At 71.2% G+C, this 17038-nt stretch carries 17 protein-coding genes and 1 tRNA gene; 1 reads left to right on the top strand and 17 read right to left on the bottom strand.

Translation table 11 applies throughout. The features are described from left to right. Window positions 1-2 precede the first annotated feature (2 nt). The 17 genes from AB0K15_RS00290 to AB0K15_RS00210 form a co-directional block, all read right to left on the bottom strand. Window positions 3-1487, bottom strand: coding sequence for a SagB family peptide dehydrogenase (locus AB0K15_RS00290; protein WP_364043496.1), 1485 nt, complete (start codon window positions 1485-1487; stop codon window positions 3-5). Further along, on the bottom strand, window positions 1484-3817 hold the full coding sequence (locus AB0K15_RS00285; protein WP_364043493.1) for a TOMM precursor leader peptide-binding protein: 2334 nt from the start codon (window positions 3815-3817) through the stop codon (window positions 1484-1486). The genes AB0K15_RS00290 and AB0K15_RS00285 overlap by 4 nt, the downstream gene beginning before the upstream one ends. 10 nt (window positions 3818-3827) lie before the next feature. Then, window positions 3828-5747, bottom strand: a complete 1920-nt coding sequence (locus AB0K15_RS00280) for an ATP-binding cassette domain-containing protein (protein ID WP_364043490.1) — start codon at window positions 5745-5747, stop codon at window positions 3828-3830. After that, window positions 5744-7867, bottom strand: a complete 2124-nt coding sequence (locus AB0K15_RS00275) for an ATP-binding cassette domain-containing protein (protein WP_364043487.1) — start codon at window positions 7865-7867, stop codon at window positions 5744-5746. Before AB0K15_RS00275 ends, AB0K15_RS00280 begins: the two co-directional genes overlap by 4 nt. Further along, the gene (locus AB0K15_RS00270; protein ID WP_364043484.1) at window positions 7864-9105 is read right to left on the bottom strand and encodes a cytochrome P450; all 1242 of its coding nucleotides are present in this window, start codon (window positions 9103-9105) and stop codon (window positions 7864-7866) included. Before AB0K15_RS00270 ends, AB0K15_RS00275 begins: the two co-directional genes overlap by 4 nt. Window positions 9106-9223: 118 nt before the next feature. Then, window positions 9224-9367 carry a hypothetical protein gene (locus AB0K15_RS00265; RefSeq protein ID WP_364043481.1) on the bottom strand — a complete coding sequence of 48 codons (144 nt, stop codon included), beginning with the start codon at window positions 9365-9367 and terminating at the stop codon, window positions 9224-9226. A 50-nt stretch (window positions 9368-9417) separates the two neighbouring features. Further along, window positions 9418-9567: a thiocillin family RiPP gene (locus AB0K15_RS00260; protein ID WP_220245459.1), complete on the bottom strand. Its 150-nt coding sequence runs from the start codon at window positions 9565-9567 to the stop codon at window positions 9418-9420. A gap of 29 nt (window positions 9568-9596) precedes the next feature. After that, window positions 9597-9746: a thiocillin family RiPP gene (locus tag AB0K15_RS00255; protein WP_364043477.1), complete on the bottom strand. Its 150-nt coding sequence runs from the start codon at window positions 9744-9746 to the stop codon at window positions 9597-9599. Window positions 9747-9759: 13 nt separating this feature from the next. Beyond that, complete coding sequence (locus AB0K15_RS00250) at window positions 9760-9918, bottom strand: RiPP peptide (RefSeq protein ID WP_285971290.1); 159 nt, start codon at window positions 9916-9918, stop codon at window positions 9760-9762. A gap of 41 nt (window positions 9919-9959) precedes the next feature. Then, window positions 9960-10103, bottom strand: coding sequence for a thiocillin family RiPP (locus AB0K15_RS00245; RefSeq protein ID WP_220245456.1), 144 nt, complete (start codon window positions 10101-10103; stop codon window positions 9960-9962). A gap of 39 nt (window positions 10104-10142) precedes the next feature. After that, entirely contained in the window at window positions 10143-10283 is a 141-nt protein-coding gene (locus tag AB0K15_RS00240; RefSeq protein WP_364043473.1) for a hypothetical protein, read from the bottom strand. 297 nt (window positions 10284-10580) lie between these two features. Next, window positions 10581-11738, bottom strand: a complete 1158-nt coding sequence (locus AB0K15_RS00235) for an amidohydrolase (protein ID WP_364043470.1) — start codon at window positions 11736-11738, stop codon at window positions 10581-10583. Further along, window positions 11729-12337 (bottom strand): response regulator transcription factor, encoded by a 609-nt coding sequence (locus AB0K15_RS00230; protein WP_364043467.1) that lies wholly within the window; start codon window positions 12335-12337, stop codon window positions 11729-11731. Before AB0K15_RS00230 ends, AB0K15_RS00235 begins: the two co-directional genes overlap by 10 nt. Continuing rightward, on the bottom strand, window positions 12334-13455 hold the full coding sequence (locus AB0K15_RS00225) for a histidine kinase (RefSeq protein WP_364043464.1): 1122 nt from the start codon (window positions 13453-13455) through the stop codon (window positions 12334-12336). Before AB0K15_RS00225 ends, AB0K15_RS00230 begins: the two co-directional genes overlap by 4 nt. Window positions 13456-13467: 12 nt before the next feature. Beyond that, entirely contained in the window at window positions 13468-14325 is an 858-nt protein-coding gene (locus AB0K15_RS00220; protein ID WP_364043461.1) for an ABC transporter permease, read from the bottom strand. Further along, on the bottom strand, window positions 14325-15242 hold the full coding sequence (locus AB0K15_RS00215; protein ID WP_364043458.1) for an ABC transporter ATP-binding protein: 918 nt from the start codon (window positions 15240-15242) through the stop codon (window positions 14325-14327). The genes AB0K15_RS00220 and AB0K15_RS00215 overlap by 1 nt, the downstream gene beginning before the upstream one ends. A 267-nt stretch (window positions 15243-15509) precedes the next feature. Next, a tRNA-Leu gene (locus AB0K15_RS00210) sits at window positions 15510-15592 on the bottom strand. 130 nt (window positions 15593-15722) lie between these two features. Here AB0K15_RS00210 and AB0K15_RS00205 point away from each other — a divergent pair. After that, window positions 15723-16967, top strand: a complete 1245-nt coding sequence (locus AB0K15_RS00205) for a DUF3662 and FHA domain-containing protein (protein ID WP_364043455.1) — start codon at window positions 15723-15725, stop codon at window positions 16965-16967. The last annotated feature ends 71 nt before the right edge of the window (window positions 16968-17038 follow it).

Below are 17038 nucleotides of genomic sequence, written 5' to 3'. Positions count from 1 at the left end.
CCTCACCGCCTCCGTGCGGCGAGTGCCTCGGCCTGCCAGCCCGGGTCATTGCCGGCCTGCCAGTCGAGCGCGCCGTCACCGCTCACCGGGGCGGGCAGCTCGGCCGGGGCGCTGCCCAGGATGAACTCGCCGACCGACGACTCCTTCAGGTAGTCCAGCCCGAACGCGCGGGCCGCCGCGTCCGCGTCACCGCTGCCGAGACCGCAGCCGGCCAGGCCCATCGCCGTGGCCACCAGGTACATGGTCTGGTACAGCGCGCCGGCGTGCTTGAGCGTGACCGCGTAGGCGATCGACTGGTACTTCCACGCGAGGCGCTGGAACCGCGACGTCATGGTGACCAGCACGTCCGGCACGGCCTGGCCGCCCGTCGACAGCGTCGCCACGCGAAGCAGCCCGTCGCGTGCTTCGGCTTCGGTGTTGATCAGCCGCAGCACGTGGTCGCCGGCGTCGTAGTGGTAGATGCCGGGCTCCAGGCCCTGGCACCGGCGGACGGTGACGTACAGCTCGAGCTCGTACCCCGCGCCACCGCAGGGGTACGGGCGGCTCGAACCCTCGTACGGCATCCGCGCCTCGGGCCGCGGGCCGTACGTGCCGCGCACGCGGGCCGTGCGGTAGAGGAACTCGCCCAGCTGCTCGACGGTGATGGGCTCCTCGCCGTAGGTGCGGATGGACTGGCGGGCCTCGATCGTCTCCTGCAGCCCCTGGTCAGCGGCGCGCACGGCGTCGAAGGACGGGCGGAACAGCTCCGTGCGGGGGCCTTCCGGCGCCGGGCGCACCGCGGGCAGCGGCTCGATCTCGCCGACGTACGGGAACCGGCCGCCGAACGCCTCGTCGGTGCGGCCGATCCGGCTGCGGCTGTGGAAGTACAGGTCGTGCACGTCCCACTGGCGCAGCACGTCGTCGGAGTCGACGGGGAACTCGCCGTCGGCGCCGACGTCGAGGAAGCCCGCGCCCGCCAGCGCGGCCAGCACCGGCCACCACTCGGTGTCCACTTCCGACGTTGGCCGCGCCACGGCGAGCGCCGCCACGGCGCCGGCCAGCGTCGCGTCGAGCAGCACCGCGCGGTACTTGCTCAGCGGCGACTCCACCACCAGCTCGCCGCCGCGCCGGCGCAGCAGGCTGAACTTGCCCAGCCGCAGCCACGCGCCGGCCAGCTCCGGCGGCTCGGGCCGCAGCCCGGTCACGCCGGTGCGCTCCAGCACGGCCACGCGCTCACCCCGCAGCCGGAAACCCGTGGCCAGGAAGGGTTCCACCTTCGTCAGCACGGTCGCGACCGGCGAGGCCGGGTGCTCGGCGGCCAGCTCGTCCTCGGTGTGCAGGCCGGCACGGACCTGTTCCAGGGCCGCCAGCATCGGGGCGCCGACGCCGCGCAGGCGGTAACCCGCGCGGTCGGCCAGCCCGAGCAGGACCTGGTCGTCCTTGGTCAGCACGGCGACGTCGCGGCGGAAGGTGACGGTGTACTCGGCGGTGCGTTCGAGCGTGGTCATAGGAACATCGCAATCGGGTTGAGGTCGGCTTCGGACGGCGTTTCATCGATCCAGCCCAGTTCGCGCGGCACGTCGAAGAGCCGGCCGGGCGCGAAACGGGGCCAGAAGTGCCGCATCCCCGGCACCAGCACGCGCACCACGGGCAGGCCGATGTCCACCCGGGTCTGGTCCAGCACCAGCATTTCCATCCCGCGCTCGGCGACGGCCCGCTCGGCGCGCAGCACGTCTTCCCGCACGTCGGCGCTTTCGTAGCGCTCGAAGTCGGCGCGGGTGCGCAAGGCGCCTTCGGCCGGGAGCACGTACGGCTGGTTCTCCACGGTCGCGTTGCGCCACCAGTGCAGCTGGTCCGGGTCGTTGTAGGCGTAGGAACCCGAACCGTCGGCCTTCATGCCGATCACGGCCGGCAGGAACTGGTTCATCTCCGACAGCGCCCGCCCGATCGCCACCTCCACGTCGAAGTGCGCGCCGAGGGCGAACAGGATGTCCTGCGCGGGCTTGTCGCGGCGCACGGAAACCGCGGCCACGGACGGAATGCCCAGGTCGTTGGTCAGGTCCAGCACCCAGGTGTCGCGCTCCAGTTCGTCGTAGCGCTGCTGCCACTGCGCGAAGTACGGCACGTCGAACGTCGACAGGTCGATCGCGGGGCGGCGCAGGCGGTGGTACCACCACATCGCCACGGTGTCGCGCTCCACCAGCTCCATGAAGCCCTGCAGGATCGCGTCCTCGAGGCTCGTGCCCGCCGCGCAGCCGTTGGAGTTCGCGCCGGCCTGAAACGGGGTTTTCGGGTTGTGGTAAGCGAAATACAAGCCTGAGGTCGGGAACAGCTTGGTGCGCTGCCCGGTCAGCGACCACACCGGCGACCACTCGATCTCGGCCTGCGGGTCGAGCTCGTCGGCGACCCAGTGGAAGTGCGACGGGCGCGAGTTCCACTCCTTGCGGTCACGGAACTGCGCTTCGCTGTAGAGGTGCAGCTCGTTGGGGTGGATCACCTCGGCCGGGTCGAGGTCGACGAGCCGCGCGGTGCGGCGGGCTTCGTCACCGTGGAACAGCCCGGAGTAGCGCTCGATCGCCTCGCCGACGGCCGACGCCTTGGCCTGCGCGTCGCTCATGCCCTTGCCCGCACTGCAGCTGCGCAGGCCGGCGCGCAGGTCGTTGGCGTTGGCCATGGGAATCGCGAAGTTCTGGCCCGCGGTGTAGGTGTGCAGGCCCTCGACCTCCAGCGGCACCTTCACGAGGTTGCTGATCGGGCCCGTGACCGGGCTGATCAGGTGCTCGTAGCGCGCCACGAACTGCTCCGGCGGGCTCGACCGGTAACCACCGTCGCTGTTCGCCATGCGCGGGCGCGGCGCGAGCCGCACCGGCGCCGCCATGCGGTCGGCCTGCAGGTCCGGCTCCCCGCACAGCGGGCACTGCGGCCGGCGCTGGAACGGGTGGTGCTCCTGCGTAAGGCTGACCGTGTCGAGCGTGATGACCTCGGACTGCCACGGCGTGCCGTACTGCGCGGCGACCCCGCCCGGGGGTGCCGGCATCGCGGCCCGGCCCGCGGCGAACGCGCCGGTGAGCCACTTGCCCACGTGCAGCGCGGCGAGGCGGTGGGCCAGGTCCTGCGTGACGCCGGTGCCGGTCACGGAGTTGACCAGCGCCGGGCTGTCGAGCACGCCGCGCTGGCGCAGGTAGCTGGCCAGCACGTTCTTGTTGGACAGCCGCACGCGCAGGCATTCGTAGCAACCCGTCACCCCGGGTTCGAAGACCGGGCCGACCCAGATCATGCTGCCGACCGGCTTCACCGGCAGCCACGGCGTGCCGGCCGCGTGGAACTTCGTGCCCCACTCGGCGAGCTCGGGCCGCAGGTAGTCGTCGGTGAGGACGACGGTGAACCCGGCCGGCGCGTCGGGATCCGTCGTGACGCCGGTGCCGAGCGCCGCCAGCGCCTCGGTGAACCCGGCCGCGTCGACGTCGCCCGCGGCCAGCACCCGCACGTCCGCTCCGGCCAGGCGGCGCACCGCGTCGTCACCGTCCACACCGGACGCTTCCCAGTAACCGCCGACGCGCGGGTCGACCTCGGGGTCCACCTCCACGACGTAGCCGCTGCGGCGCAGTCGGTCCAGCGCCACGTCGATGCGCGCCGGGTCGGCCTCCGCCAGCGCCTGCTTGATGCTTTCGCGGCTGTGCTGCCCGTCGACCAGCAGCGGGGCCAGTTGCTCGACGAGCGCGCCGGCCAGCCGGGTCTGCGTGGTGCGCTCACTCGTGAGGTACACCGCGTCGCCGGGCACGGTCAGCACCCGCAGCGACCGGTTGAACCTCGTGATCCGATTGATGCTCTTCGTCATGGTTGTCCCCTCAGTCGAGCCGGCGGGCGCTGCCCACCAGCCGGGCGAAAGCCGTCGAATGGCCGGACAGCTCGGCGAAGGTGCCGAGGTCGGCGATGCGTCCGTGCTCCAGCACGGCGATCCGGTCGGCCGAGCGGATGGTGGAGAGCCGGTGGGCCACCACCACCCGGGTCAGCCGCAGGTCGTCGACCGCGCGCCGCACCAGCTCCTGCGCGGCGGCGTCGAGTGCGCTCGTGGCCTCGTCGAGCAGCAGCACGGCGGGCCGTTTGGCCAGGGCACGGGCCAGCAGCAGGCGTTGCACCTGGCCGCCGGACAGGCCGCTCTCCCCGTCGGTGACCTGCGTGTGCAGGCCCATCGGCAAGGCCGCGACGACGTCGCCCAGCTGCGCTTGCTCGGCCGCCCGCCGCGCGAGGTCGAGGTCCACCTCGTCCGCCGCACCGCAGATGACCTCGGCGAGCGTGCCGCGCATGAGCGTCGCGTCCTGGGCGACGTAACCGATCCGCGTGCGCAGCTCGTCGACGTCGCAGGTGTTCACGTCGACGCCGTCGACCAGCACGCTGCCGCGCTCGGTCCGGTCGAGGCCGAGCATCAGGCGCAGCAGCGTCGACTTGCCCGCCCCCGACGCGCCGATCAGCGCCACGAACTCGCCCGGCTCGATGCGCAGGGAGATGTCCGTGAGCAGGTCACGGGTCTGGCCCGGGTAGCGGAAGCTCACGTCGCACAGCTCCACCGCACCCCGCGCGGCCGGCAGCGGAGTCGGGCGAGCGGGCGTCTCGGGCCGGGTGGTCAGCACCGGCGTGAGGCGGGCGTGCACCGGGCCGATGGCGAACAGGCCGACGAGCGCGCTCTGCAGCCGGGTGGCGGTGAGGTTGAGCGTCATTGCGACCATCACCACGGTCCACTGCCCGGTGAACCCCAGGCCCGACGCCATCGGCAGCAGCACCGCGAGCAGCGCCGGGTAACAGGCGACAGCCAATGCGCCGGCGATCTCCGCGTAGCGCAGGCCGGCGTCGTCGGACCGCTTCTGCGAGCGGAACGCCTTGCTCCAGCGACCGACCACATAGGACTGCGCGCCGAACGCCCGCACGTCGTCGATGCCGAGCATCGCCGGGTAGACCGCCGCCTGCACGTCGTCCACGGCGGACAGCACCTCGGTGTCGTGCCGCTGCTGGCGCACGGAAAGCCACAGCATCGCCCCGAGCACGAGCCCGAAGATCCCGACCGCCGCGACGGCCAGCCACGGGTCCAGCAGCGCCAGCAATGCGATCGCCACCAGCGCGAACACCGCGTGCAGCGCCGCCGTGAGGCCGCCACTGCCGAGCAGCCCGCGCAGCTGGCCGACCCCACCGGAGAAACCCATGAGGCGGCGCAGCGAGTAGTCGCGGAAGAACGTCGCGGGCAAGCTCAGCAGGCGCTGCCAGATCGCCGACTCGAGGCGGTCCTGCGCCCCGTCGGTCAAGGTCAGCAGCCCCCGTTCGACGACGGCGGTGGTCAGCAGCTGCAACGCGAGCAGCCCGACCAACGCGCCGGCCAGGTACGGCAGGGCATCGCGGTTGTCCGCGGCGATCGCGATCGCGAGCACCATCCCGGCCAGTGGCACGACGAACCCGAACACCGTCGCCAGCAACCCGACCACGGCGCTCACCACGAGCCGGGCCCGCTGGCCGCGCACGGCGAAGGACAGCAGGTGGCGACCGGTGCTGCCGTCGTGGGGCAGGACGGCGGTGGCCTTGCGAGGCAAGACGGGCTCCGGCTTGCCGACGGCGGCAGGCGCGGGAGCAGCAGCATCGACGGCACCGTCGTCGATCGGCTGCGGTCCGGCCGCTTCGGGCTTGGTCCGGCCGGCGACGGCCTGCCTCAGCGACGCCGCCGTCGCGCCGGTTTCCTCGAACCACGAACGGGTTTTCCCGGTGGGCAAGGTGGTGGTCATCCGGCCGCCTCCGCGATGTCGCGGTAGCCGCGGGAGTGGGCGAGCAGGTCGTCGTGGGTGCCGTAGACACGCACGGCGCCCTGATCCAGCAACACGACCGTGTCGTCGCCGCGAACTTCGGAAAGGCGGTGGGCCACGACGACCGTGGTGGTGCCGCGGGTGCGCAGGGCGGCGTCGATGCGGGCGGCCAGCGCGGTTTCGACCGCGCTGGTCGCCTCGTCGAGCACGAGGACGCGCGGGTTGCGGGCGAGCGCGCGGGCCAGGGCCAAGCGCTGGCGTTCGCCGCCGGAGAAGTTGCGGGCCTGCTGGCTGACCTGCGCCGCGTCGATCCCGCCGCGCAGCTCGATCATCTCGGCGAGCTGGGCGTCGTCGAGCGCGGCGGCGATGGCGTCGTCCGGGAGCGTGGTGCCGAGCTCCAGGTTCTCGCGCACGGTGCCTTCGAAGAACGCCGGCCGCTGCGGCACGTAGCCGACCAGGAACGGCCGCACCGACGGCGGCAGGTCCGCGCTGCGCCGCCCGTCGACCAGGGCCACGCCCGACCACGGCCGCACGAGCCCGGCCAGCAGCTTCGCCAGCGTCGACTTGCCGCAGCCGCTCGGGCCGACCAGCGTCATCCGGCTGCCGGGCGGCACGTCGAGGTCGAGCGAAACCAGCAGCGGGTCGGTGTTGGTGTCGTAGCCGTAACGCAGTCCGCGCACCGTGACCCGGCCCGGCCCGACCGCGACCGGTTCGTCCACATCGGACGGATCGGTCTCCGCGCCGGCCACGTCGTCGTACGCGGCGAAGCTGCTGCGCAGGCCGCCGATCCGGTGCAGACCCGTGACGAGCCCGCCCGCGTGCAGTTGCCACACCCCGGCCAGCACGGCGACGGTGATCACCTCGCCGGGCGCGACCAGCGCGGTCAGCGCGAGACAGGCGGCGTACCCCAGTGCGTGCAGCGCCGTGACGGCCAGCCCGATCCCGTGCTCGCCCAGCGCCGCCCGCCGTTGCGCGGCCAGCACCTTGCGCTGCGCCGAAGACCAGCGGCCGAACGCCTGGCGCCCGCTGCCCTCGGCCTTCACCGTGTCGATGGCCGACAGCACGTTGAGCGAGAGTCCGTCGCGCGCCGACTGTTCGACCATCAGCGCCGACTGCCGCTCGGTCCCCGACCGCCGGCCGAACCGCACGACCAGCGCGGTCAGCACCGTGCTCCCGGCCAGCAGCGCCGCGGCCGGCGGAGCGAGCACGGCCAGCACCGCGAGCAGCGCGACGACGGCGGCCAGGCTCACCGCGACCGGCAGCACCACCGTGGTCAGCTGCTGCGCGATCGTGTCGGCGATCTGCACCCGCGCCGCGACGCCGCCGGTGAAGCGGCGGTGGAAGTAGCTGCCGGGCAACCGCAGCAGGTGCCCGACGAGGTCCGTGGAGCGCCGCAGCGAGGTGCGCAGCAACGCGGCCGAAACCAGCCGCTGCTGCGCCCACCCCGCCAAGGCGACACCGACGGCCACCGCGGCCAGCCACCACGTCGCCCCGGGCCCGGCCGTCGCCGTGACCAGCGATCGGGCCAGCAGCGCGGCCACCACGGTCAGCCCGGCCGTGACCACCCCGGCCACCACCGCGCCGAGGACCACCGGCAGGCCGGCCCCCAGCCATCGCAACGCGCGCGGCAGCACCCGCTGCGGCGCACCACTCGGCTCGAACCCGGCACCCGGCCGGAAACCCAGGTACAGCCCGGAAAACCGCTCGCGGAACTCGTCGATCGACAGCGCGTGCCGCCCGGCTGCGGGGTCGTGCAGGCGCACCTTGCCGCCGCGACCGACGCGTTCCAGCACCGCGAAGTGCCGGTTGTCCACGAAGACCACGCCGGGCGCGGCCAGCCCGCGCAGCGTCGCGACGTCGGCCTCGGCGCCGGAAAGGCGCACGCGCTTGGCGCTCACCGTCAGGCCGAACTGCTGGCCGCGCCGCGCGAGCGTCGCGGCGCTGATGCCGTCGCGGCCACCACCGCAGGCCTGCGAGAGGATCGGCCACGACAGGTACTTGCCGAACCCGGCGAGCAGGATGCCGAGACAGGCCGCACCGCAGTCGGACTCCTCGACCTGGCGGAACTCGGCTCCGGCGCGAGACCGGTAGCGCGTGCTCACCGGGCACCGCTTTCCGCCAGCGCGGGCGCGAAGGTAACCGGCAGCACGCGCGGCGTCGGGAAGGCCAGCGACGCACGCCAGGGCAGCTCGGCCGGCGGACGGCGCGGGGTCGGCAGGCGGTCGTGCACCGCGGTCAGCAGCGACTGCGCGGTCATCGCGGCCAGCGCGCTGCCGAGGCAGTAGTAACTGCCGTGGCCGAACGCGACGTTGCCGGTCATCGGCCGGTCCCAGCGGAACTCGAGCGGCGCGTCGAACTTGCGCGGGTCGAGGTTGGCCGCGGCGAAGGCGAGGATCACGGTGTCGCCGGCCTTGAAGTCCAGCTTGCCGACGGACAGGTCGTTTGCGACCTGGCGCGAGCCGAACGCGACCGGTGTGCGCAGGCGGATGGCCTCGGCGAACACGCGGTCGCCGCACGCCGGGTCGGCGGCCAGCGCCGCGGCGACGTCGGGCTTCTCGGACAGCACGACGAGCGTGTTGGCCAGCGCGGCCGTGACGGTGTCGAGGCCGGTCATGAACAGCAGCAGCACCATGTCCACGGCTTCGTCGGCGGTGAGTTTGCCCGCCTCCTGCGCCTGGGCCAGGTGCCCGATCAGGTCTTCGGCCGGCTCGGCGCGGCGCCGAGCCAGCAACCCGGCGACGTAGTCGCGCAGCTCGGCGAACTCGGCGGCGGTGATCGGGGTCCCCGCCTCGGGGTGCGACTCGGTGAGGAAACCGGCCGCGAGCTGGCTCATCATCCCGGTGGCTCGCGCCGTGACGAAGTCGCGGTCGGCGGGTGGCACGCCCAGCAGCACGGCGGTGACGGCAGCCGGCAGCGGTGTCGCCAGCTCGGAGACGAACTCGGCCTCGCCGCGACGCAGGGGTTCCGCCAGCAGATCGGCCACCAAGTCGTCGATGCGGTCGCGCAGACCGGCCAGCCGACGGCCGGAAAACGCCCCCGTGAGCACACTGCGTAGCCGCGTGTGCTCCTCGGCGGCCCGCACCGACATGGTGCTGCCGAAGAAGTGAACAAACTGTGGGTTATCTCGGTGGACCGCGTCGGTGAAGACGGGCGCCGCCATGGGGAAGCCGGGGTGGGTGCACAGGCGGGTCACCAGCTCGTAACCGGAAATGACCCACATTCCGTCGAAGCGCACCACCGGCGCCTGTTCCACCAGCTCCGCGAAGAAATCCGGAGCCTGCATTCCGAACGGCTCCTGGCGTGCGAAGTGCCGCCACAACCGCTGGACGATTTCCGACATCCCCCAGTCCTTTCGCAAGCACGTGTTTTCCCGCACCGCGTGGTCGCCGCCATTCATGAATCATTTTTCGACGGCGACCACGCGATGTGGGTGGAATAGCTGACCTCGCTCGCCTGGATCAGGTGGCGCAGCCGTACGTGCCGAAGCACACCGGGCAGCCGATGCTGCCCGCCGTTCCGAAGCAGTTGCTGGCACCGGCCTCGGCGAGCTCCTCGATCACGAGCTCCTCGACCTGCGGAGCCTGCGTGGTAACGTTCTCCATGACAACCTCCCTTCAGAGGTTCGTTTCGCCGCGGATGTCCTGGGGGATTGTCAGCTCGAGCTCGCGGTGCCGACCGTGCCCGCCGAGCTCGGGCACCCCGCGGTGCCCACGCTGCCGAGGCAGAAGCTGCCGGCCTGCGCGTCGGAAAGCTGCTCGATGGTGAGCTCGGTCGTGGCCGGCTCGAAGATTTCCTCGTTCATTGCTTTTCCTCCCTGCTCAGATCAGTGCGTCAGTGCGAGCTGACGGTGCCGTAGCTGCCGGCGCTGGAGGGGCAGCCGAACGTGCCGGCCGACCCGACGCACCAGCCGGCGCCGGTGGCGTCGGACAGCTCTTCGACGGTCAGTTCCTCGGTGAAGTCCTGCGTTTCCTGCATGTCCATGACCGTTTTCCTCTCAGGACCAGCTGAAGGCGGTGCCGATGCACGCCGGGCAGGTGGTGGAGCTGATGGTGCCGCCGGTGTTGGTGGTACCGGCGCCGGCGACCTCGCCGAGCTCCTCCACCGTGATGTCCTCGGCGAACGCCTGCTCGACCTGGTTGTCGAACTCGTTCATCTCGATCTCCTCAGGTTCGTGGATCAGTGGTGTGGGACTGCTCAGCCGAAGCTGGACGCCGTGCCGGCACTGGACGGGCAGCCCGCGCTGCCGATGCAGAAGGCGGTGCCGGCCGCGGTGGTTTCCACCAGCTCCTCGACCTGCAGCTCCTCCACCGCGTCCACGGCGGTCGTGTTTTCCTGCATTCCCTTCACCTCCCTTCGAAGGTTGAAAGCGAATGGAATTCACGCCTTGGGTTTGCAGGTGACAGTGCCCTGATTCCAGCCGTTGAAGCTGCACCGGTACAGGTATTCCCCGTCGTTGACACCGACGTAGTCCCATTTCGCCAGCTCGAAGCCGACGTACGCGAACTGCGTGCTGGGCACGCATCTCGGAGGCGCCGGGACACTGGCCTCAGCAACGGTCATACCGAATAAAACGGACACAACGACTAACGCGGCAACCAAAACAGTTCTCATCACGCAAGCCCCCCCAGGCTTTTGATTCCCCAGTTTCGTGCTATTCGCGCTGAGCGATTCGCACAAGGGGAACGCTAAACCCAACCCGGTATGCAAGTGGAGGGTAAATCACACATGTCACCCGTCTGGAGTAGTTAGCTGACAGCTATCTTAGGTTTCTCCTAGGGTTCCCTTAAGGTAGATCAACTATGGGTGCCGGAGTGACTACTCCTCGGCTACAGCGAGTACGGCCCGCGCGGCGAGGACGAGAGCCCGCCACCCGTCCGTGAGCGCTGCCGGTTCCGGAGCGAAGTCGGGTGAGTGGTTGGTGCCGCGCGTGCCGACACCAAGCGTCCAGTAGCACAGCGGCACGGTCCCGCCGTCCGGCAGAGCGGCCAGGTGGCCGAAGTCCTCGGCCGCGGCCACGGGCGGCGTCCAGCCGACGCGGTCCGCGCCCAGCCCCGCCAGGTGCGCCGCACGCACGGCCAGCACGAGCTGCCGGTCGTTCGTGGTCGCCGGGGCCGCGCGCACCGTCACGATCTCGGGTTCCACCGGCGCGCCCGACGCGGCGGCCTCGGCCCGGCACACGCGCTCGATCGCGGCCAGCGCCCGGGCCAGCGCGCCGTCGCTCGCCGCGCGCACGCTCACCCCGAGTTCCACGCGGTCCGGGATCACGTTCGCCGCGTCGCCCGCGTGCACCGAGCCGACCGTGACCACAACCGGATCGGCCGGATTCGTCTCCCGCGCCACCACCGACTGCAGCCGCACCACGAGGTGCGCGGCCAGCACGACGGGGTCCACCGAGAGGTGCGGCACGGCCGCGTGCCCGCCCCGGCCGTGCACGGTGATCGCCAGCTCGGCGCACGGCGCGGTGATCTGCCCCGGCGAATGGCCCACCCTGCCGACCGGCCCGGGCACGGCGTGCTGGGCCAGCACCGCGTCGGGCGCACCGAACACGTCGTGCACCCCGTCGGCCACCATCGCCAGCGCGCCTTCGAGCGTCTCCTCGGCCGGCTGCCCGAGCACCACGACCCGGCCGCGCCACTCCGCGCGCGTCGCCACGAGCTCGCGAACGGCGCCGACCACGGCGGTCAGGTGCAGGTCGTGGCCGCAGGCGTGCATGACGGGACCGTCGGCCGCGTACGGCAGACCGGTGCGCTCGGTCAACGGCAACGCGTCCAGCTCGGTCCGCAAGGCCACCGTCGGCCCGGCGCCGTTTTCGAATGCCGCGACCACGCCGTGGCCGCCGATTCCGCTACGCACGGTGAAACCCAGCTTGGTCAGCTCACGAGCGAGCACGTCCGCCGTCCGCTTCTCCGCTCCGGCCAGCTCGGGGTGCGTGTGGAGGTCCTGGTACAGCTCCAGCAGGTCGATCACAGCCATCCTGCCTCTTCGGCGACGCGGTACGCGGCCACGCGGTTGTCGACCTGGAGCTTGGTCAGCGCGCTCGACAGGTAGTTACGCACCGTGCCCTCTGCCAGCGACAGCCGAGCGCCGATTTCGGCGGGCCGAAGCCCCGCCCCGGACAGGCGCAGCACGTCCAGCTCCCGCTCGGTCAGCGGCGTCTCCCCGACGGCCAGCGCGTCGGCGGCGATCTCCGGGTCCACGTGCCGGCCGCCGGTGCAGACCTTGCGCACGGCCGTGATCAGGTCGTCGGGCGAGATGTTCTTGGTGACGAACCCGCGCACCCCGGCCCGCATCGCGCGGTGCAGGTAGCCGGGTTTGCCGTAGCTGGTGACCACGAGCAGCCTGCAGTCCAGCCCCTCCCCGCGCACGGCCTCGGCCACCTCGAGCCCGGACATCCGCGGCATGTCGATGTCCACCATGGCGCCGTCGGGGCGCTCGCGCCGGATGGCCTCCAGCGCATCGGCGCCGTTGTCCACGGCTGCCACCACGTCGATGTCGTCGGCGAGGCTGAACACCGTGCGCAGCGATTCGCGCAGCAGGGCGTGGTCCTCGGCCAGCACGATCCGCAAGGTCATGAGCTCTTCCTCGGCAGGTCAAGGGGCACGCGAGCGGTGAGCACGAAATCGCCGTCGGCCTCGCCGTGCTCCAGCGTGCCGCGCACGGCGGCGAGCCGCTCGGCCAGGCCGGTGAGGCCGTGCCCGGCGCGGGTGCCGCCGGCGTGCGGACGGTCGTTGCGGATCCGCACGAGGACGCACGAGGGGTCCCGCACGAACTCGACGCGGCAGTTCTCGGCGGCGCTGTGCCGCAGGATGTTGGTGCCGCCCTCGCGGATGGCGGAGCCGATCGCCTCCGCGACGGGCGCGGGCAGTCCCTCGGGCACCGGATCGGCGACCACGCGGACACCGGCGAGGCTGAGGATCGACGACGTGCCGCGCAGCTCCTCGGCGAGGCTCGGCTGGCGGTAGCCGGCGATCACCTTGCGCAGCTCGGTCACGGACCCGCCGGCCAGCTCGGCGATCTGCACCAGCTGCGCGCGGGCGGCTTCGTGGTCGGTGTCCATCAGCCGCACGCCCAGCTCGGCCTTCAGCCGCACCACCGACAGGCCACGGCCGAGCACGTCGTGCAGGTCACGGGCGAAGCGCAGCCGCTCCTCGACCACGGCCATGCGGGCCAGCTCGTCGCGGTTGGCGTGGACTTCGGCCGCGTAGGTGACGAGCAGCCCCATCCCCGCCAGCACGACGATCGTCACCAGCGAGCGCAGCAGCACCTCGGCCACCGCGTACGCCGGCACCTGCATCAAGAGGGCGAGAGCGGCCGTGACGACGAGCACGACCAACGGGAAGATCCAGCGCTTCAGTCCCGTGAGGCTGATCGCGGAGACACCGGCGACCAGCGACGGCAGCGCCAGCCACGCGGGCCCGAACGCCAGCAGCAGCGCGAACGCCAGGCTCGTGGCGATCGCCACGTCCACCAGGTGCTCGCCACGAGCGGCGGAACGGCGCACGACCGCCCAGACGATGCGTCCGGTGCCGGCCAGCACACCCGCGCCGGCCAGCACCGCGAAGAGCACGTCGAGCACCGAGGGGTGGGTGCTCAGCCACAGGAAGAACGCCTCGACGGTGAACGCGGCGGTGGTCCCGAGGATCAGCAGCGCGACGACGCGGCCCAGTGTCCCGGGGTTCCACCGGTCCACGTCTCCTCCTGCTCAGCTCGACCGCTTCGGGTCCCACTTGAAGAAGCGCTTGCCCAGGCCGAGGGAAACGCCGATCCAGGCACACAGTAGTCCCAGGGGCATAACGCACGCCCTGAACGACTCCAGGAATCCGACCTGGTGCGGCAGCTGTGCCGTTGCCGGATTCGACGCGAAGTCGCGGCCGAGATAAGCGGTACGCAGGATTTCCACGACCGAGCTCGACGGCAGGTACTGCACCGGCACCTGCAGGAAGTGCGGCATTTCGGACAGCGGGAAAACGATCCCGGAAGCGAACATCATGAGGAACAGGAATGGCGTCACGATCCACGTCGACACCTCGCTGGTCGGCAGCAGACCCGACACGCCGATCGCGAGCACCGCGAACGTGAACGCCCCCAGCACCACGCCGACCAGCAGCAACAGCGGGTTGGCCGGCGCCGGCGCACCCAGGTACGTCAGCCCGAAAACGAGCAGCACCACGACCTGCGCGATGCTCGTGACCGATCCGCTCATCGCTTCGCCGGTCATGATGGCGGTGTCCGGCAAAGGCGTGCCGCGAAGGCGTTTGTAAATCAGTTTTCCGCGCCGGCTGGTCGCGGAGTTCACCACGTTGTAGACGATCCAGACGAGGACGAATCCCATCATCCCGGGCAGCAGGTAGACCCCGCCGTCGACGCCGGCGATGGCGCCCTTGCCGTGCTGGCTGGCCGGCAATCCGATGCCGAGCCCGAGCGGAATGAGCACACCGGTGAGCGCGAATCCGAGATCGCGCCAGTGCACCTTCTGCGACAACAGGAATTGCGACCAGGTGTAGCGCCAGAAGCCGAGTGAACGACGAGGTCCGGCGTACGCGGGGGCGATGGCGGTCATCAGCGCTCCTTCGCGGTGGTGGCGAGGGCGGCCTCGTCGGCCACCTTGAGGAAAACGTCTTCGAGCGAGTTGCGCCGGACCTCGAGGTCCGAGATCCGCGCTCCGGCGCGAGCGGCCCAGTCGAACAGCCGGTGCAGGTCGGCCTGCGGATCCGTGCTGCTCAGCTCGTAGTGGCGCCCGTCGTCGGAGACCCCGGCCAGCTCGACCGGCACCGCCACCTCGCTGACGAACGTGACCGTCGACCCGTGGTCGGCCCCGATCACCTCGGCCACGGACCCGTGGCGCATGATCCGCCCGCGGTCCATGATCGCCACGCGGTTCGCGAGGTACTGCGCCTCTTCCATGTAGTGCGTGGTCAGCAGGATCGCCATGCCGCCCGCGACCATGTTCTCCAGCACGTGCCACGTCCGCCGCCGCGCCTGCGGGTCCAGCCCGGTCGTCGGCTCGTCCAGGAACAGCAGCTCCGGCCGCCCCAGCACCGCCAGCGCCAGGTCCAGCCGCCGCCTCTCCCCACCCGACAGCTTCCCGACCCTGGTCTGGCGCACCTTCCCCAGATCCACCAGCTCGACGGCCTCGTCCACCGTCATCGCATCGGCCGTGAACCTCCGCCACGCGCGAATGGACTCGACCACCGTCAGGTCATCGAAGAACCCGGCCTCCTGCAACATGATCCCGACACGAGGAGCAACCCTCTCGCGCTCGTTGGCCGGATCCACCCCGAACACCCGCACACTCCCGGCCGACGGTCGCCGGTACCCCTCCAGCACATCCATCGTCGACGTCTTGCCCGCACCGTTCGTCCCCAGCAACCCGAAGACCTCACCGGCCCGCACCGTGAAGCTCAACCCGTGGACCGCGACAAAGGACCCGTACTCGACCCTCAGCCCATCCACCTCGACAACCGCTTCCCTACCCATGCCCCCACCCTGGGTGTCAGCCGGCCGCCGGCGTAGACACAGCCCTCACCACCCGCCCATGAATCCCCCACGCCCACCGCATGACAAACCTCATAACCCCAGCTCAACGCGACGGCTACGGCTGCGGCGACGGCTACGGGTCTGGACCACGCTGGGTCAGCACCGGAGGCACCGTGGGGGTCCGGGGGGCTCGGCCCCCCGGGAGCAATAACGACCGACAAACGGGAGGAGCCCCAGTCGCGCTAGCGACTGGGGCTCCGACCAAGGTGGGCGAGGAGGGAGTTGAACCCTCACGTCCTTTCGGACACACGGACCTGAACCGTGCGCGTCTGCCATTCCGCCACTCGCCCGAGTTGCTTCTCTCTGACAGCCAGCAAAGCGTAGCAGGGGGTTTTCACGGGTTTCAGCGGGGGTCGTGTCGAGGCTTCCTCTCCCGGATAGGATCGGTGCGGAAGCACACGTGCGAGGAGGTCACCCCAGGTGGGTCGGGTAGAGCGCTTCGACAGGCGTCTCGAGAACCTCGTGGGGAACACCTTCGCGCGCATGTTCGGTGGCAACGTCGTCACGCAGGAAGTGGCGGTGGCGCTCGAGCGGGAAGGCGAGGAAAACGTTCGTGAGCTGGCCGGAGGTCGACAGCTCGCCCCGAATCACTACATCGTGTCCTTGGGGCAGGCTGACCACGATCGGATGGCCGGTGACGAGCAGCGGGTCACTGCGGTTCTCGCACAAGCTGTGGGCGAACACCTCGCCGAGCACGGCTGGGAGACCTATGGTGACGTCGTCGTATCACTCGAGCGCAACGAGGCGCTGCATACTGGACAGTTCAAGACCCGTTCGTCCGTCGATCCCGACGCCCACGCGAGTGGACCCGGTGGCTCGTCACGGTCGGCACGACCCAGCAACGCAGGAGACCCAGCAATGAGCCAGCCCCCCGGATACGGCCAATACGACCAGGGTGACCCGTACGGCCAGCAGGGCCAGTACGGCTACGGACAGCAGGGTGGCCAGCAGCCCGGGTACGACCAGGGCTATGGCCAGCAGGGCGGTTACGAGCAGCAGGGTTACGGCCAGCAGCCCGGCTACGACCAGTACGGCCAGCCCCAGCAGGGCGGAGCCGCTCAGCCCGGCTACGACCAGGGCTACCAGCAGGGTGGTTACGACCAGGGCTACGGCCAGCCCCAGCAAGGCGGCTACGACCAGTACGGCCAGCCCCAGCAGGGCGGCGGCTACGGCCAGCAGGGCGGTTACGACCAGGGCTACGGCCAGCCCCAGCAAGGCGGCTACGACCAGTACGGCCAGCCCCAGCAGGGCGGCGGCTACGGCCAGCCGGCGGCGGACCCGTACGGCCAGCAGCCCGGTTACGGCCAGGCCCCGGCCGACCCGTACGCCCAGCAGCAGCCCGGTTACGGCCAGCCCGCTCCCGCGGCCGGTCGCGCGCTCGCGGCGAGCCTGCAGCTGGACGACGGCTCGAACCGGACATACTCCCTGAAGCAGGGCGGCAACGTCGTGGGTCGTGGCCAGGACGCCGACTTCCGCCTGCCCGACACCGGGGTGTCGCGCCGGCACCTGGAGATCACCTGGGACGGCCAGAGCGCCACGCTCGCCGACATCGGGTCCACCAACGGCACGACCGTGAACGGGACTCCGGTGCAGACGTGGCAGCTGGCCGACGGGGACGTCATCCGGGTGGGTCACTCTTCGTTGGTGTTCCGAACCCAGGGCTGAGCAGAGGCCGGTGACGGGGTTCCCGCAGAATTGTCGTGCGGGGGGATCCGCGGTGCGCGCGCGCCGCGGCT

It is taken from the genome of Amycolatopsis sp. NPDC049253, assembly GCF_040678995.1.
GTDB lineage: Bacteria > Actinomycetota > Actinomycetes > Mycobacteriales > Pseudonocardiaceae > Amycolatopsis.
The sequence above is the reverse complement of the archived record's forward strand: the minus strand, read 5'-3'. Positions and strand labels throughout refer to the sequence as shown.

Bases quoted from the DNA above. Each gene is read 5' to 3' on its own strand.
- AB0K15_RS00290 (WP_364043496.1), bottom strand. From the start codon at position 1,487: ATGACCACGCTCGAACGCACCGCCGAGTACACCGTCACCTTCCGCCGC.
- AB0K15_RS00270 (WP_364043484.1), bottom strand. From the start codon at position 9,105: ATGTCGGAAATCGTCCAGCGGTTGTGGCGGCACTTCGCACGCCAGGAG.
- AB0K15_RS00260 (WP_220245459.1), bottom strand. From the start codon at position 9,567: ATGAACGAGGAAATCTTCGAGCCGGCCACGACCGAGCTCACCATCGAG.
- AB0K15_RS00215 (WP_364043458.1), bottom strand. From the start codon at position 15,242: ATGGGTAGGGAAGCGGTTGTCGAGGTGGATGGGCTGAGGGTCGAGTAC.
- AB0K15_RS00235 (WP_364043470.1), bottom strand. From the start codon at position 11,738: ATGGCTGTGATCGACCTGCTGGAGCTGTACCAGGACCTCCACACGCAC.
- AB0K15_RS00285 (WP_364043493.1), bottom strand. From the start codon at position 3,817: ATGACGAAGAGCATCAATCGGATCACGAGGTTCAACCGGTCGCTGCGG.
- AB0K15_RS00250 (WP_285971290.1), bottom strand. From the start codon at position 9,918: ATGAACGAGTTCGACAACCAGGTCGAGCAGGCGTTCGCCGAGGACATC.
- AB0K15_RS00265 (WP_364043481.1), bottom strand. From the start codon at position 9,367: ATGGAGAACGTTACCACGCAGGCTCCGCAGGTCGAGGAGCTCGTGATC.
- AB0K15_RS00245 (WP_220245456.1), bottom strand. From the start codon at position 10,103: ATGCAGGAAAACACGACCGCCGTGGACGCGGTGGAGGAGCTGCAGGTC.
- AB0K15_RS00255 (WP_364043477.1), bottom strand. From the start codon at position 9,746: ATGGACATGCAGGAAACGCAGGACTTCACCGAGGAACTGACCGTCGAA.
- AB0K15_RS00220 (WP_364043461.1), bottom strand. From the start codon at position 14,325: ATGACCGCCATCGCCCCCGCGTACGCCGGACCTCGTCGTTCACTCGGC.
- AB0K15_RS00280 (WP_364043490.1), bottom strand. From the start codon at position 5,747: ATGACCACCACCTTGCCCACCGGGAAAACCCGTTCGTGGTTCGAGGAA.
- AB0K15_RS00230 (WP_364043467.1), bottom strand. From the start codon at position 12,337: ATGACCTTGCGGATCGTGCTGGCCGAGGACCACGCCCTGCTGCGCGAA.